The following is a 13,775-nucleotide window of genomic DNA, read 5'->3' as shown; positions in this document are numbered from 1 at the left end:
CCGACCTTTCCTACGCAAGCTACGGCTCCAGGCTGAAGCCAAGCTTAAAGTCAGCCAGCCGCCCGGGCGACTCGGACAGGTCCGAGTTTCCTGTCCGAAAGAGACGACAAGAGAGCATCCGCAGTCTTCTTCCAGCGCCACCAGATTGGCCTGTTCGATCCCTTATTGGCCGCATCTATCGTTCTGCGCCCGCGGCGCCCCGGTCATTATCGAACCGCAGCAGGTGAAGCGGGCCCCAGAAACCGCAAAACCTCAACAATAACAACTGCTTGACTGCATGGAATTCAGCATGACCAGCGCGATAGCCATCGAGCGGATCTGCATGGAATTCGGTACCCCCGGCCAAGGCCTGAAGGCCCTTGACGATGTGTCCCTGGATATCCACGCCAACGAATTCTTCACCCTCCTCGGCCCTTCCGGCTGCGGCAAGACCACCCTCCTCCGCCTCATCGCCGGTTTCGAACAACCCAGCTCCGGCAGCATCCGCCTCTATGGCGAACGCATGGAAGGCCTGCCGCCGTTCCGCCGCCCGGTCAACACGGTGTTCCAGAGTTATGCGCTGTTCCCGCACATGAGCGTCGCCGACAACATCGGCTTCGGCCTGGAGATGCAGGGCCGCCCGCGCAGCGAGATCGACGCCACCGTGAGCCGCATGCTCGAGCTGGTGAAGCTGCCGGAGGTCGGCAAGCGCCGCGCCGACCAGTTGTCCGGTGGCCAGCAGCAACGCATCGCCCTGGCCCGCGCGCTGGCCAGCCGGCCCAAGGTGCTGCTGCTCGACGAGTCGCTGTCGGCGCTGGACCTGAAGCTGCGCAAGGAAATGCAGATCGAGCTGAAGCGCCTGCAGCACGAGACCGGGATCACCTTCATCTTCGTCACCCACGACCAGGAGGAAGCGCTGACCATGTCCGACCGCATCGCGGTGATGAGCAAGGGCAAGGTGTTGCAGGTCGGCACGCCCAGCGACATCTACGAGGCGCCGCTGAACCGGGCGGTCGCCGACTTCATCGGCGAAACCAACTTCCTCGAGGGCCAGGCCGACGCCGACGGCGTGCGCCTGGCGGACGGCCAGCGGCTGGCCGCGACGACCCCGGGCAGCGGCGCGGTGACCCTGGCGATCCGCCCGGAGCGCACCGAACTGGCCGCCGACGGCCAGTTGGAAGGCGTGCTGGAAAACATCGTCTATGTCGGCACCGATACCGTCTACCACCTGAACGTGGCCGGCCAGCCGGGCTTCCGCGTGCGCCAGCAGAACCGCGACGGCGCACGCTGCCCGCACAGTCCGGGGGCGAAGGTGCGGGTGCGGATTCCCGCCGCCGCCATCCGGGTGCTCGCCGAATGAGCACCGCCGGGCGACCTACCGCGCAACAGTCGGCCGAACGCCGGCAGCTGCGTCGGCGCCTGCTGCTGAGCAGCCCGGCGATGCTGATGCTGGTGCTGTTCCTGGTGATCCCGCTGGGCATCATGTTCGCCGTGTCGATCCAGCAATCCGGCGACTACGGCGGAGTGAAATGGGGCCAGCACAGCCTGGAGGCCTACCTCAATTTCCTCTGGGAACGCGACCTGGACGACAGCCTGGTGTTCAACGCCGACTACCTGGGCATCTTCCAGCGCTCGTTCTGGCTGTCGCTGCTGACCACCCTCGGCTGCCTGGCGCTCGGCTTCCCCACCGCGCTGTACCTGGCGTTGCAACCGGAACGTCGGCGCAACCTGCTGCTGTTCCTGGTCACCGTGCCGTTCTGGACCAACCTGCTGGTGCGGGTCTACGCCTGGATCCTGCTGCTGCGCAACGGCGGGCTGGTGGACGCCGGCCTGCAAGGCATCGGCCTGACCGACACCGGGCTGGGGCTGCTCTATACCGACAACGCGGTGATCATCGGCCTCCTTTATACCTACCTGCCGTTCATGGTGCTGCCGATCTACAGCAGCCTGGAAAAGATGGACTGGCGCCTGGTGGAGGCGGCATTCGACCTCGGCGCCAACCGCTGGAAAGCGCTGCGGCGGGTGATCGTGCCGCTGGCGATGCCGGGGATAGTCGCCGGCTGCATCCTGGTATTCATCCCGGCCCTGGGCAGCTACATCATTCCGGAATTGCTCGGCGGCGGTAAGGCGCTGATGATCGGCAACCTGATCCAGCTGCAATTCGGTACCGCGCACAACTGGCCGTTCGGCGCCGCCCTTTCGTTCGCCCTGCTGGCCTTCGTCCTGCTAGCGATGCTGATCTACAACCTGCGCTTCCGGGCCAACGCCGGCGGAGGCCAGCCATGAACGGCCGCAATCCACTCTGGACCTTCAGCGGAGTGCGCCAGGCCGCCTGGCTGTTCTTCGCCTTCCTCTACATCCCGATCCTGGTGCTGGTAGTGCTCAGCTTCAACAGCGGCCAGTCGGCGACGCTCTGGGAGAGCTTCAGCCTGAAATGGTACGCGGTGGTGGCCAACGATCCGGAAATCCTCCGCGCGGCGAAGAACTCGCTGATCGTCGCCACCCTCGCCACCCTGGCCTCGACCGTCCTGGCCACCCTCGCCGCGCTGGGCATGCGTGGTCGCGCCTTCCGCGGACAGACCCTGATGAACGGCGTGCTCGGCCTGCCGCTGCTGGTGCCGGAGATCGTCACCGCGGTGGCGACCCTGATGTTCTTCTCCTTCATCGGCCTGAAGCTGTCGTTGTTCACCATCCTCATCGCCCACATCGTGTTCTGCATCCCCTTCGCCTACCTGCCGATCCGCGCCCGCCTGGAGGGCCTGGACCCGCGCCTGGCAGAGGCCGCCGCCGACCTCTACGCCTCGCCGTGGAAGGCCTTCTGGAAAATCACCCTGCCGCTGCTGATGCCCGGCGTGCTGTCCGGGGCGATGCTCGCGTTCATCATCTCGATGGACGATTTCGTCATCACCTATTTCGTCGCCGGCGCCGGCGCAACCACCCTGCCGGTGTACATCTTCAGCTCCATCCGCATGGGCATATCCCCGAAGATCAATGCGATTTCATCGATCATCCTCATGATTTCCATCGCCTTCGTCGCCCTGTCGTACTACCTCGGCCAACGCCGCCGCTGAGAATCTGCCTCCACGAAGAAAAAACAGAAGATCGCCAGGAGTCCACCATGACCTACCGCACACCGCTCACCCTGCTCTTCGCCGCCGGTCTAGCCCTGGGCGGCCAGGCTCGCGCCGAAGGCACCCTGCACTTCGCCAACTGGTCGGACTACTACCCGCCGGAGTTGCTGAAGAAGTTCGAGAAGGACACCGGGATCAAGGCCACCCTCGACGCCTACGACAGCAACGAGACGCTGCTGGCCAAGCTCAAGGCCGGTGGCGGCGCCTACGACGTGGTGGTGCCGTCGGACAGCTTCATAGAGATTTTCGTCAAGGAGGGGCTGCTGCAAAAGCTCGACAAGAGCCAGTTGCCGAGCCTGGGCAACCTGAAGGAAAACTTCCGGACCCTTGGCTTCGATCCCGGCCACGACTACAGCATTCCCTATCTCTGGGGCACCACCGGCTACAGCTACGATACCGCGAAGGTGCCGGGCGGCAGGCTGGAAGAAAGCTGGAAGCCGTTCTTCGAACCACCGGCCGAGCTGAAGGGCAAGGTGGTGGCGCTGAACTCCATCGAGGAACTGTTCATTCCCGCCACCTACTACCTCGGCATCGACGAATGCACCGAGGACGCCAGGGAAGCGCAAAAGGTCCTCGACCTGCTGCTCAGGCAAAAGCCGGCGCTGGCCATGTACAACAGCGACGGCACCATCGAGCGCATGGCCGCCGGCGAGGTCGCCATGCACCAGCAGTGGAACGGCGCCTTCCACCGCGCCCACGCCCAACGCGCCAGCCTCGAATACGTCTATCCGAAGGAAGGCATCCGGCTGTTCATCGACAACTTCGCGATTCCGCGCGTCGCCAGCAACGTCAAGGAAGCCCACGTCTTCATCGACTGGATGATGCGCCCGGAGAACATCGCCGCCGCCTCCAACTTCGCCAAGTACAACAACGCCATCGTCGGCTCGGAGAAATTCATGGAGAAGGCGCTGTTCGACGACCCGGCGATCAACACCCCGCAGGACAAGCTCAACCGCCTGAAGCCGTTCAAGCTCTGCTCGCCGAAAGCCCTGGCGCTGCGCAGCAAGGTCTGGACCAAGCTTAAGAAATGATCGACGCGGCGCTGGCGGCCAGCTCGCGCCAGCGCTGGCCGGCCAGCCAGTTTGGCCATCTCGATCCCTTTTTGACCGTCTACAGGGTTCTCCCCGGCGAAACCGGATTGCTAGAGTCGAACCGCGCCCTCCTCGAGGGGTCGCCCGGAGCCGCGGAAACGGCGCCGGCAGAGCCCAAGGGAACCTCGCGACCGTGAGCTAGAAATCCAACAAGAACGCTTCCTGAGAACGCCATGAACACTATCGACGCCCCAACGCCCGTGCCCGCACACGCCGCGCGCCCTCTCGTCACTGCCCTCTCCACCGACCCGGCGGAAACCCCAGCGGCTTTCCACTAGCCCGTCCATTCACCCGGCGCAGGAAAGGTCCGCCCACGCGGCCGCCTGCGGGATCGATACGGCATTTCGCGAGGAGCGGAACATGGCCAGCCAACGCAACAACGGCATCCTCATCGGCGGCAAGCGCCCCGAGTACGTCCACAGCGCCCAGGGCACCGGCCTGCGGCGCATCCTCGGGCTCCCCGCCCTGGTCTTCTTCGGGCTGGTCTACATGGTTCCGCTGACCATGTTCACCACCTACGGGGTAGTCACCGAGATCACCGGCGGTCGCACCGCCAGCGCCTACCTGATCACCCTGGCGGCGATGCTCTTCACCGCCTTTTCCTACAGCTTCATGGTGAAGAAATATCCCATCGCCGGCTCGGCCTATTCCTATACCAGCCTCAGCTTCGGCCCCTGCGTCGGCTTCCTCGCCGGCTGGTCGCTGCTGCTCGACTACCTGTTCCTGCCGATGATCAACTACCTGCTCATCGGCCTGTTCCTCAACATCGCCTTCCCGATGGTGCCGGCCTGGGTCTTCGTGCTCACGGCGATCGGCCTGGTCACCGTGCTCAACGTGATCGGCATCAGCTCGGTGGCCGGCATGAGCAACGTGATCGTCGGCGCCCAGTTCGTCTTCGCCGTGGTGTTCGTCGCCATGGCAGTCAAGCACCTGGCCGGCATCCCCTCGCTGGACCTGAGCCTGCCCTTCGTCGGCGACGGCAGCCAGCCGGGCTTCGCCCCGTTGATGGCCGGCGCGGCGGTGCTGTGCCTGTCGTTCCTCGGCTTCGACGCGGTCTCGACCCTGGCCGAGGAAACCCGCGACCCGCAACGCGACATCCCGCGCGCCATCGTCATCACCACGGTCGGCGCCGGCCTGCTGTTCACCGTGCTGGCGGTCTTCAGCCAACTGGTGTTCCCCGGCAGCGTATTCCAGGACGCCGAGTCGGCGGCCAACGAAGTGATGCTGGCGGCCGGCGGCAAGTTCCTCGCCAGCTTCTTCACCGCCGCCTACGTCGCCGGCGCCGCCGGCTCGGCACTGGCCTCGCAGGCCTCGGTGTCGCGCATCCTCTACAGCATGGGCCGCGACGGCATCCTGCCGCGGCGCGTGTTCGGCAGCCTCTCGGAGCGCTTCAAGACGCCAGTGATCGCGATCCTGGTGGTCTCGGTGATTTCCCTGCTGGCGGTGGTCATCGACCTCACCACCCTGGCCTCGATGATCAGCTTCGGCGCGCTGGTGGCGTTCTCCGCGGTGAACCTGGCGGTGATCCGCAGCTACCTGCTGCTCGACGGCCGCCGCGCCCCGCGCGACCTGCTGCGCTACGGGCTGGTGCCGGCCATCGGCCTGGGCCTGACCCTGTGGCTGTGGACCAGCCTCTCGGCGCTGACCCTGGTGATCGGCCTGACCTGGTTCGCCGCCGGCCTCGCCTACCTGGCGTTGCATACCGGCGGTTTCCGCCGCAAGGCGCCGACCGTGACCTTCTCCGAACAGAACTGAGCCCGGGAGCCCGACATGCTGACCATCTACAGCGACGACCATCGCCTGCACCACGGCCGGCACGAACTGATCGGCGGCCAGTTCACCCCCTGCTTCGAAAAACCCAGCCGCGCCGACATGGTCCTCGACTGCGTGAAGGCCGTCGGCCTCGGCGAAGTCCGCGCACCGCGCGACTTCGGCCTGGAACCGATCCGCCGGGTGCACAGCGAGGGTTTCGTGCGTTTCCTGCAGAACGCCTGGCAGGACTGGCTGGCCACCGGCCGCAGCCACGACATGCTGCCGATCGCCTGGCCGACCCGGCGCCTGCGGCAGACGGAGCCGGACAATATCGACGGTCGCCTCGGCTACTACTCCTTCGACGCCGGCGCGCCGATCACCGCCGGGACCTGGCAGGCGATCACCAGTTCGGCCAACGTCGCCCTCAGCGGCCAGTCCGAACTCGCCAACGGCGCGCGCTCGGTATTTTCGCTCTGTCGCCCGCCGGGCCACCACGCCGCGGCCGACTACATGGGCGGCTATTGCTTCTTCAACAATGCCGCCATCGCCGCCCAGGCCTTCCTCGACCGGGGCGCCGGGCGGGTGGCGATCCTCGACGTCGACTACCACCATGGCAACGGCACCCAGGACATCTTCTACGACCGCGCCGATGTGCTGTTCACCTCGATCCACGGCGATCCGCGCTTCGAATACCCCTATTTCCTCGGCTACGCCGACGAGAAGGGCAACGGCGTCGGCACCGGCTACAACTTCAACTACCCACTGGCGGCCGGCAGCGACTGGGCGACCTGGAGCCAGGCGCTGCAGGCGGCGATCCGGCAGATCCAGGCCTATGCGGCGGACGTCCTGATCGTTTCCCTGGGGGTGGATACCTTCAAGGAGGACCCGATTTCCCAGTTCCGCCTGGACAGCCCCGACTACCTGCGCATGGGCGAAGCCATCGGCAAGCTCGGCCTGGCCACGCTGTTCGTGATGGAGGGAGGCTACGCGGTGGAGGAAATCGGGATCAACGCGGTGAACGTGCTACAGGGTTTCGAAGGGGTTCACCGGTAAGCCCACCCGCAACTTCGACCGGTCGGAACGCGAAACGGCCCGCCTCCCGGAAGAGAGGCGGGCCGTTTCGATTCAGGGCCTTACTTGATCACTTCGACGAACTCGACGTCGATCTCGCGGCCGACCAGGTCGCGGTCGACTTCGCCGGTCAGCTTGACCCGGGTCTTGTCGTTGATTTCCATCGGCGGGAAGTCTTCGTCGTCGATCTCGACCTTCATGCTGCCGGTGGCGTCGCGGAACTCGTAGATGTCGCCCTTGATGCGCTTGACGATGGTGCCCTGGAGGACCACCGGGGTGTCGTCGGCGGCTTCCAGCGCGGCCTTCACCGTGGTGGTGGTCGGGGTAGCGCCCGGGCCGGTATAGCCGGCGGCCAGGGTGACGGTGGAGAACAGGCCGATGGCAGCGATGAGGGGCAGGTGACGAAGTTTCATGGGTAACGCCTCGTAGTTGGTTTCGATGGGTCCAGGCTACGAAGCCTTGCTGAAACCAGGCTTAATCGGCGCTTAAGCGAAGCTTAATCGGCGTCGCTGGTGGCCAGGCGCTCGCCGCTCTTCTTGCGGAACACGTAGAACAGGTTCGGCTCGCTGACCATGTAGATGGTGCCCTCGTCGTCGATGGCCACCCCTTCGGCGCGAGGGATCTTGCTGTCCAGGCCGTTGAAGCCGCCGAGCAGGCTGATGAAGCTGACCGGCTCGCCCTTCTCGTCCAGCTCCAGCAGCAGATGCGATTCGGCCGACAGCACCAGGGTATGGCCGGTACGCGGGTCGACGCTGAGCGCCGAGACGTTGCGCATGTACAGGTCGTCGCTCGGCAGCGCGGTCATCGCCCCGCTCAGGCTCGGCCCGCCGTCGCTCTTCCAGCTGAACAGGGTCATCGGATCGCGCTCCTTGCTCAGCAACAGACGCTGCTGGCGCGGATCCCAGGCAATGCCCTCGAAGCCCTTGTTCTTCTTGCCGATATTGCCCAGCGGGAATTCGGCCAGGCTCTTGGTGCTCAGCTCGGCGGTCTGCGGGTCGACATGGAAGATGGTCAGGGTATTGCGGCGCTCGTCGGTCACTGCGACGTTGCCGTTCTCCAGCACCGCCACGCCTTCGGGATTGCTCAGGCCGAGCAGCGGGATGGTGCGCAGCACGTCGCCGGTGAGCGACAGCTCCACCAGCAGCGGCCGCTTGCCGGTAACGGTGAACAGGGTCCTGGTTGCCGGGTTGTAGGCCAGGTCCGAGGTTTCGTCCTCTTCCAGGCCCTGCAACGGCTTGGCGTCGATCACCACCCGATAGCCCGGCAGCCAGATGCTTTCGTCGCGCTGCTGCTGGCTGGCCTGGCTTTCCTTCCACCACAGGCCGGCGCGATCGTCCCAATGCATGACGATGGTCAGCACCACGCCGACGAGCACGACGAACGCCGGCAGCAGCCAGCGGAAACGGGGAAGCTTGGAGGCAAGGGACATGGGCGAGGCTCGACTGTTTGGCCAGGTGTTTTCTTGGGCGTCGCCATGAAAGGGCATTGCCCCCGGCCTGTCAATCGAAGCGTCGGCCAGCCGACCGACAGTCGCTTCCGCTGCCGGCGCTAGGGAGGTCGGCCGCCCCCGGCGGCCGCAGCGGTTCAGAGCACGCGGGTCTCGAAACGGCTGGCGCCCGGCAATTCGAGCAGCAACTCGTCGCCGCTGTTCAGCGGCCCGACCCCGGACGGCGTGCCGGTCAGCACCACATCGCCGGCCTGTAGCGAGAAATGCCCGGCGATGTGCTGGATCAGCGGCACGATCGGATTGAGCATGTCGCGGCTGTTGCCGTCCTGGCGTACCTCGCCGTTGATGGTCAGGCGGATGCCGATGTCGGTCGGGTCGGGGAACTGGTCGGCGTTCACGAACGGCGACAGCACGCCGGCACCATCGAAGCTCTTTGCCAGCTCCCAGGGCAGGCCCTTTTCCTTCAACTTCGCCTGGACCTCGCGCAAGGTCAGGTCCAGCGCCGGCGCATAGCCGGAGATCGCGTCGAGGACCTCCTCGCGGTTCGGCTTGCGCGACAGCGGCTTGCCGATCAGCACGGCGATTTCCGCCTCGTAGTGTACCGAGCCGCGCTCCTGCGGCAGGCTCAGCCCGCCGCTCACCGGCACCACGCAGGAGCCGGGCTTGATGAACAGCAGCGGCTCGGTGGGAACCGGGTTGTTCAGTTCCTTGGCGTGTTCGGCGTAGTTGCGCCCGACGCAGACCAGCTTGCCCAGGGGGAAGTGGATCGGGGTGCCGTCGATATATTGATGCTGGTAACTCATTTACCGACTCCTGAACGGGTGGAAAGGCATCCGTGGCGCCCGCCACAGACGAGAAGGGCCGGATGACCGGCCCTCTGCGTTGCGAAACCTGCTACTCGGCGAAGATCTTGCCGGGATTCATGATCCCGTTGGGGTCGAACACCGCCTTCAGTGCCTTCATATAGGCAATTTCGGTTTCCGAGCGGGTGTAGGTCAAGTAGTCGCGCTTGGTCATGCCCACGCCATGCTCGGCGGAAATCGAGCCGTCGTACTTCTCGACGGTCTCGAACACCCACTTGTTGACGGTCGCGCACTTGGCGAAGAACTCGTCCTTGCCGAGGTTTTCCGGCTTGAGGATGTTCAGGTGCAGGTTGCCGTCGCCGATGTGGCCGAACCACACCACCTCGAAGTCCGGGTAGTTGGCCTCGACGATGGCGTCGATGTCCTTGAGGAAGGCGGGCACCCGGGAAACCGTGACCGAGATGTCGTTCTTGTACGGCGTCCAGTGGGAGATGGTCTCGGAGATGTACTCGCGCAGCTTCCACAGGTTCTGCAACTGCTGCTCGCTCTGGCTCATCACCCCGTCCAGCACCCAGCCCTGCTCGACGCAGTGCTCGAAGGTGGCCAGCGCCTCGTTGGCGACTTCCTCGGTGGTCGCCTCGAACTCCAGCAGGGCGTAGAACGGGCAGTCGGTCTCGAACGCCCGCAGTACGTCGCCACGGGCCAGGACCTTGGCCAGGGCCTTGTCGGAGAAGAACTCGAAGGCGGTCAGGTCGAGCTTGCTCTGGAAGGCATGCAGCACCGGCATGATCGAGTCGAAGTCGGGCGTGCCGAGGACCATAGCGGTGAGGTTCTTCGGCGTGCGCTCCAGGCGCATGGTCGCCTCGACCACGAAGCCCAGGGTGCCTTCGGCGCCGATGAACAGCTGGCGCATATCGTAGCCGGTGGCGTTCTTGATCAGGTCCTTGTTCAGCTCGAGCAGGTCGCCCTTGCCGGTGACGACCTTCATCCCGGCCACCCAGTTACGGGTCATGCCGTAGCGAATGACCTTGATCCCGCCGGCATTGGTGCCGATATTGCCGCCGATCTGGCTGGAACCGGAAGAAGCGAAGTCAACCGGGTAGTACAGGCCGTTTTCCTCGGCGAAGGTCTGCAATTGCTTGGTAACCACGCCGGGCTGGCAGACCACGGTGCGGTCGAAGGCATTGAAGTCGAGGATCCGGTTCATGTAGTCGAAGGCCACCACGACTTCGCCGTTGGCCGCCACGGCCGCGGCGGAGAGCCCGGTACGGCCGCCCGACGGGACCAGACCGACCTTGTGCTGGTTGGCCCAGCGGACGATCGCCTGGACCTGCTCGACGCTCTTGGGGAACACGATGGCCAGCGGCGCAGGGGCGAAATGCTTGGTCCAGTCCTTGCCGTAGGCGTCCAGGGAGGCGGCGTCGTCGAGCAGCTTGCCAGGCTCGACCAGGGGCTTGAGCGATTCGATCAGGGCTTCGCGGGTCATTCGGGAACTCTCAAATGATTCATGGTCGCCCTGAGAACAACTCAGGTCGCAACCGGGCAAGGAAAAGGGAGAACATGCTAGCATACGCCCCCCGCGCTTAGTGCCTCTGGGCGCCGAGTTGCGGGTGCCGGCCAGCGCCGGCCGGACCCGCTTCGCGCAGTTCGCTTTCCAGCCACTTCCTCCGGGACAACAGGTTTACGCAGATGAGCAAGACCTCTCTCGACAAGAGCAAGATCAAGTTCCTTCTTCTCGAAGGTGTCCACCAGAACGCCGTGGACACGCTGAAGGCCGCCGGCTACACCAACATCGAGTACCTCAAGACCGCGCTTTCCGGCGACGAGCTGAAGGAAAGGATCGCCGATGCGCACTTCATCGGCATTCGCTCCCGCACCCAGCTGACCGAAGAGGTCTTCGACTGCGCGAAGAAACTGATCGCGGTCGGCTGCTTCTGCATCGGCACCAACCAGGTCGACCTCAACGCCGCTCGCGAACGCGGTATCGCCGTGTTCAACGCGCCCTACTCGAACACCCGCTCTGTGGCTGAGCTGGTACTGGCCGAGGCGATCCTGCTGCTGCGCGGCATCCCGGAAAAGAACGCTTCCTGCCATCGCGGCGGCTGGATCAAGAGCGCGGCGAACTCCTTCGAGATCCGTGGCAAGAAGCTCGGCATCGTCGGCTACGGTTCGATCGGCACCCAGCTCTCGGTACTCGCCGAGGCCCTGGGCATGCAGGTGTTCTTCTACGACACCGTGACCAAGCTGCCGCTGGGCAACGCGGTGCAGATCGGCAGCCTGCACGAGCTGCTGGGCATGTCCGACATCGTCTCGCTGCACGTTCCCGAACTGCCCTCCACCCAGTGGATGATCGGCGAGAAGGAAATCCGCGCGATGAAGAAGGGCGGCATCCTGATCAACGCCGCGCGCGGCACCGTGGTCGAGCTGGACCACCTAGCCGCCGCGATCAAGGATGAGCACCTGATCGGCGCCGCCATCGACGTGTTCCCGGTCGAGCCGAAATCCAACGACGAGGAATTCGCCAGCCCGCTGCGTGGCCTGGACCGGGTGATCCTGACCCCGCACATCGGCGGCTCCACCGCCGAGGCACAGGCCAACATCGGCCTGGAAGTGGCGGAGAAGCTGGTCAAGTACAGCGACAACGGCACCTCGGTGTCCTCGGTCAACTTCCCCGAAGTGGCCCTGCCGTCGCACCCGGGCAAGCACCGCCTGCTGCACATCCACGCCAACATCCCCGGCGTGATGAGCGAGATCAACAAGGTCTTCGCCGACAACGGCATCAACGTTTCCGGCCAATACCTGCAAACCAACGATAAGGTCGGCTACGTGGTGATCGACGTCGATGCCGAGTACTCCGACCTGGCCCTGGAGAAACTCCAGCAGGTCAACGGCACCATCCGTAGCCGCGTGCTGTTCTAAGACAGCGCCCGGCGGAAAGGAAAAGGAGGCCCAGCGGCCTCCTTTTTCGTTTCCGTCACTTGACGGTAACGGTGATCTTCTCCGACTCCACGGTCGGCTCCAGCGGCACGTGGTTCTTGTCGCCCACCAGCAGTTGCAGGGTGTGCTTGCCCGGCGGCAGGGTGATCTCGGTTTCGGTCTGGCCCTTGCCGAAGTGGCGGATGTTGTCGGTCATCGGCAGCGGCAGGTTCATCGCCGGCTGCTCCTTCAGGTCCACCAACAGGTGATGGTGGCCGGTATCCGGCATGTCGACGCCGGCCGGCGCCACGCCCATGCCTTTCAGGCCGAATTTCACGGTGAAGGTCTTGTCGACGGTTGCACCATCGGCCGGCGTGATGAAATACACTTTCGCCCCTTCGGGCGCCTTCGTCCGGGGCAGGTCGGCAGCCATCAGGCTGGCGGATGCGCCGAACATCAGGGCGGCTAGACCGAGGCAAGGCAATGTCACTCTCATGGGAGTCTCCTGTTTTCACTTCCGTTAGCACCCGGGAAACGCCACTGGACGGAATTTCCCCGGCACTCTTCGTGCCTTCCGAATCAGGGAAAGGCATCGCTGGCACAGCGATTTCCACTGCGAAGCCCGTGTTAGAGCGGCGCTCGCGCACATAATCCGGGTCAATGCCCGCAACCCCTGGAAAGACCGCATGCAACCCAGTAGGTTCGCGATTGTCCAGGACGCGGGCCCGGCTAAGCTGAACGAACAGCATAGGCCCGACCGACGTTCATTCCCACCCGAGGAGTACTACATGCGATTTCTGCCCCGCCTGCTGATGCTGGTATCCCTGGCCGCTCCGCTGGCCCATGCCGAGCTGCTCGACGACGTCCACCAGCGCGGCGCCCTGCGCATCGCCCTGGAGGGCACCTATCCGCCGTTCAACTTCAAGCAGGGCGGCAAGCTCACCGGCTTCGAGACCGAACTGGGCGAACTGCTGGCCGCCGAGCTGGAGGTCAAGCCGGAATTCGTCACCACCGAATGGAGCGGCATCCTCGCCGGCCTGCAGAGCGGCAAGTACGACATCGCGCTGAACCAGGTCTCGGTGAACGAGCAGCGGCGCAAGGTCTTCGACTTCAGCGAGCCGTACACCATCTCCAGCGCCCAGTTGATCGTGCGCGCCGACGACACCCGCCAGTTCAGGTCGCTGGAAGACCTCAAGGGCCTCAAGCTCGGCGTCGGCCAGGGCACCAACTACGCCGACCTGGCGAAGTCGGTGGCCGGCGTCAACGTGCGCACCTATCCGGGCGCCCCGGAATACCTGCAGGACCTGGCCAGCAAGCGTATCGACGCGGCGCTCAACGACCGCCTGCTGATCCCCTTCGCCATCCGCGAGGCCAAGCTCCCGGTCAAGCCCGGCGCGGCGGTGGGACCGGTGGCGAACATGGCGATTCCCTACCGGAAGAACAACCCGAAGTTCGGCGAGGCGCTGAACGCGGCGCTGGAGAAGATCAAGGCCGACGGCCGCTTCGCCAAGCTCTCGGAAAAGTGGTTCGGCCTGGACGTCAGCCAGCCGCCGAAGTGAGTTCCCGCCCGAACGGGGGAAGCGGC

13 protein-coding genes are annotated in these 13,775 nt (G+C 65.0%); 8 read left to right on the top strand and 5 right to left on the bottom strand.

The window, feature by feature from the left end; all coding sequences use genetic code 11:
* The first annotated feature begins 289 nt into the window (after positions 1–289).
* The 6 genes from M6E97_RS26710 to aphB all read left to right on the top strand — a co-directional run bounded on the left by M6E97_RS26710 (position 290) and on the right by aphB (position 7,006).
* Entirely contained in the window at positions 290–1,339 is a 1,050-nt protein-coding gene (locus M6E97_RS26710) for an ABC transporter ATP-binding protein (protein WP_003110578.1), read from the top strand.
* Positions 1,336–2,265 carry an ABC transporter permease gene (locus M6E97_RS26705; RefSeq protein WP_003112953.1) on the top strand — a complete coding sequence of 310 codons (930 nt, stop codon included), beginning with the start codon at positions 1,336–1,338 and terminating at the stop codon, positions 2,263–2,265. The genes M6E97_RS26710 and M6E97_RS26705 overlap by 4 nt, the downstream gene beginning before the upstream one ends.
* Positions 2,262–3,050 carry an ABC transporter permease gene (locus tag M6E97_RS26700; protein ID WP_003128877.1) on the top strand — a complete coding sequence of 263 codons (789 nt, stop codon included), beginning with the start codon at positions 2,262–2,264 and terminating at the stop codon, positions 3,048–3,050. The genes M6E97_RS26705 and M6E97_RS26700 overlap by 4 nt, the downstream gene beginning before the upstream one ends.
* A gap of 47 nt (positions 3,051–3,097) precedes the next feature.
* Entirely contained in the window at positions 3,098–4,141 is a 1,044-nt protein-coding gene (locus M6E97_RS26695; protein ID WP_033939721.1) for an extracellular solute-binding protein, read from the top strand.
* Positions 4,142–4,561: 420 nt separating this feature from the next.
* Positions 4,562–5,956 carry an APC family permease gene (locus M6E97_RS26690; protein WP_003110575.1) on the top strand — a complete coding sequence of 465 codons (1,395 nt, stop codon included), beginning with the start codon at positions 4,562–4,564 and terminating at the stop codon, positions 5,954–5,956.
* Positions 5,957–5,971: 15 nt separating this feature from the next.
* Entirely contained in the window at positions 5,972–7,006 is a 1,035-nt protein-coding gene (aphB, locus tag M6E97_RS26685; RefSeq protein ID WP_003084359.1) for an acetylpolyamine amidohydrolase AphB, read from the top strand.
* 80 nt (positions 7,007–7,086) lie between these two features.
* Here the strand turns inward: aphB and M6E97_RS26680 are convergent, their stop codons facing one another.
* From M6E97_RS26680 to M6E97_RS26665, 4 genes are all read right to left on the bottom strand, one after another.
* A complete protein-coding gene (locus M6E97_RS26680) occupies positions 7,087–7,437 on the bottom strand; it encodes a NirD/YgiW/YdeI family stress tolerance protein (RefSeq protein WP_003084357.1) in 351 nt (116 codons plus the stop codon).
* 83 nt (positions 7,438–7,520) lie between these two features.
* Positions 7,521–8,510 (bottom strand): SdiA-regulated domain-containing protein, encoded by a 990-nt coding sequence (locus M6E97_RS26675; RefSeq protein ID WP_003128872.1) that lies wholly within the window; start codon positions 8,508–8,510, stop codon positions 7,521–7,523.
* Between the two features lie 98 nt (positions 8,511–8,608).
* Positions 8,609–9,274, bottom strand: a complete 666-nt coding sequence (locus M6E97_RS26670) for a fumarylacetoacetate hydrolase family protein (protein ID WP_003110705.1) — start codon at positions 9,272–9,274, stop codon at positions 8,609–8,611.
* A gap of 91 nt (positions 9,275–9,365) precedes the next feature.
* Positions 9,366–10,760, bottom strand: a complete 1,395-nt coding sequence (locus M6E97_RS26665) for an FAD-binding oxidoreductase (RefSeq protein WP_033939719.1) — start codon at positions 10,758–10,760, stop codon at positions 9,366–9,368.
* Between the two features lie 203 nt (positions 10,761–10,963).
* On the opposite strand from M6E97_RS26665, the gene serA reads away from it, so the two are divergent.
* Positions 10,964–12,193: a phosphoglycerate dehydrogenase gene (gene serA, locus M6E97_RS26660; RefSeq protein WP_003084348.1), complete on the top strand. Its 1,230-nt coding sequence runs from the start codon at positions 10,964–10,966 to the stop codon at positions 12,191–12,193.
* Positions 12,194–12,248: 55 nt separating this feature from the next.
* Here serA and M6E97_RS26655 read toward each other — a convergent pair whose 3' ends face one another.
* Complete coding sequence (locus M6E97_RS26655; protein WP_003084345.1) at positions 12,249–12,686, bottom strand: DUF4399 domain-containing protein; 438 nt, start codon at positions 12,684–12,686, stop codon at positions 12,249–12,251.
* A 292-nt stretch (positions 12,687–12,978) separates the two neighbouring features.
* On the opposite strand from M6E97_RS26655, the gene M6E97_RS26650 reads away from it, so the two are divergent.
* On the top strand, positions 12,979–13,749 hold the full coding sequence (locus tag M6E97_RS26650) for a cystine ABC transporter substrate-binding protein (RefSeq protein ID WP_003084341.1): 771 nt from the start codon (positions 12,979–12,981) through the stop codon (positions 13,747–13,749).
* Positions 13,750–13,775 lie beyond the last annotated feature (26 nt).

Origin of the sequence: Pseudomonas sp. B111 (assembly GCF_026428275.1) — a bacterium.
GTDB lineage: Bacteria > Pseudomonadota > Gammaproteobacteria > Pseudomonadales > Pseudomonadaceae > Pseudomonas > Pseudomonas aeruginosa.
The sequence above is the reverse complement of the archived record's forward strand: the minus strand, read 5'-3'. Positions and strand labels throughout refer to the sequence as shown.

Coding starts and splice junctions, on each gene's coding strand:
- M6E97_RS26710 (WP_003110578.1), top strand. CDS start 290: ATGACCAGCGCGATAGCCATCGAGCGGATCTGCATGGAATTCGGTACC.
- M6E97_RS26705 (WP_003112953.1), top strand. CDS start 1,336: ATGAGCACCGCCGGGCGACCTACCGCGCAACAGTCGGCCGAACGCCGG.
- M6E97_RS26700 (WP_003128877.1), top strand. CDS start 2,262: ATGAACGGCCGCAATCCACTCTGGACCTTCAGCGGAGTGCGCCAGGCC.
- M6E97_RS26695 (WP_033939721.1), top strand. CDS start 3,098: ATGACCTACCGCACACCGCTCACCCTGCTCTTCGCCGCCGGTCTAGCC.
- M6E97_RS26690 (WP_003110575.1), top strand. CDS start 4,562: ATGGCCAGCCAACGCAACAACGGCATCCTCATCGGCGGCAAGCGCCCC.
- aphB (WP_003084359.1), top strand. CDS start 5,972: ATGCTGACCATCTACAGCGACGACCATCGCCTGCACCACGGCCGGCAC.
- M6E97_RS26680 (WP_003084357.1), bottom strand. CDS start 7,437: ATGAAACTTCGTCACCTGCCCCTCATCGCTGCCATCGGCCTGTTCTCC.
- M6E97_RS26675 (WP_003128872.1), bottom strand. CDS start 8,510: ATGCCCTTTCATGGCGACGCCCAAGAAAACACCTGGCCAAACAGTCGA.
- M6E97_RS26670 (WP_003110705.1), bottom strand. CDS start 9,274: ATGAGTTACCAGCATCAATATATCGACGGCACCCCGATCCACTTCCCC.
- M6E97_RS26665 (WP_033939719.1), bottom strand. CDS start 10,760: ATGACCCGCGAAGCCCTGATCGAATCGCTCAAGCCCCTGGTCGAGCCT.
- serA (WP_003084348.1), top strand. CDS start 10,964: ATGAGCAAGACCTCTCTCGACAAGAGCAAGATCAAGTTCCTTCTTCTC.
- M6E97_RS26655 (WP_003084345.1), bottom strand. CDS start 12,686: ATGAGAGTGACATTGCCTTGCCTCGGTCTAGCCGCCCTGATGTTCGGC.
- M6E97_RS26650 (WP_003084341.1), top strand. CDS start 12,979: ATGCGATTTCTGCCCCGCCTGCTGATGCTGGTATCCCTGGCCGCTCCG.